Source organism: Comamonas sp. CMM03 (assembly GCF_019218715.1).
Taxonomy (GTDB): Bacteria; Pseudomonadota; Gammaproteobacteria; order Burkholderiales; family Burkholderiaceae_C; genus Comamonas; species Comamonas terrigena.
The window spans coordinates 1-525 of sequence record NZ_JAHUXB010000014.1; the positions used below are offsets into that span (position 1 = coordinate 1).

A 525-nucleotide genomic window follows, 5' to 3' on the forward strand; every position below is an offset into this window, starting at 1 on the left:
ATTCTCTAGGCGCAAATCGAAAGATTTGCACCGAAGAATCATTCACATTACGGCATAACGCGTAAGGTGAGAGACCTTACAAGTCTTTGAAAACCGAAATGGCGACCATCTCGCAAGAGAGGTCAAAGTTATAGGGTCAAGTGACTAAGAGCATGTGGTGGATGCCTTGGCGATTACAGGCGACGAAAGACGTGATAGCCTGCGATAAGCTTCGGGGAGCTGGCAAATAAGCTTTGATCCGGAGATTTCTGAATGGGGAAACCCACCTAGCAATAGGTATCGGCAGCTGAATACATAGGCTGTCGAAGCGAACCTGGAGAACTGAAACATCTAAGTACCCAGAGGAAAAGACATCAACCGAGATTCCGATAGTAGTGGCGAGCGAATTCGGAACAGCCTTCTAGTGATAGTCAGACGGTTAACAAAACGGAATGGAAAGTCCGGCCATAGTGGGTGATAGCCCCGTATGTGAAAACCGACTGGTGGTACTGAGCTAGAGAAAAGTAGGGCGGGGCACGAGAAACC

At 48.4% G+C, this 525-nt stretch carries 1 rRNA gene; it reads left to right on the forward strand.

The features are described 5' to 3' along the window. Positions 1-134 precede the first annotated feature (134 nt). A 23S ribosomal RNA gene (locus KW830_RS21130) occupies positions 135-525 on the forward strand; the annotation flags it as partial.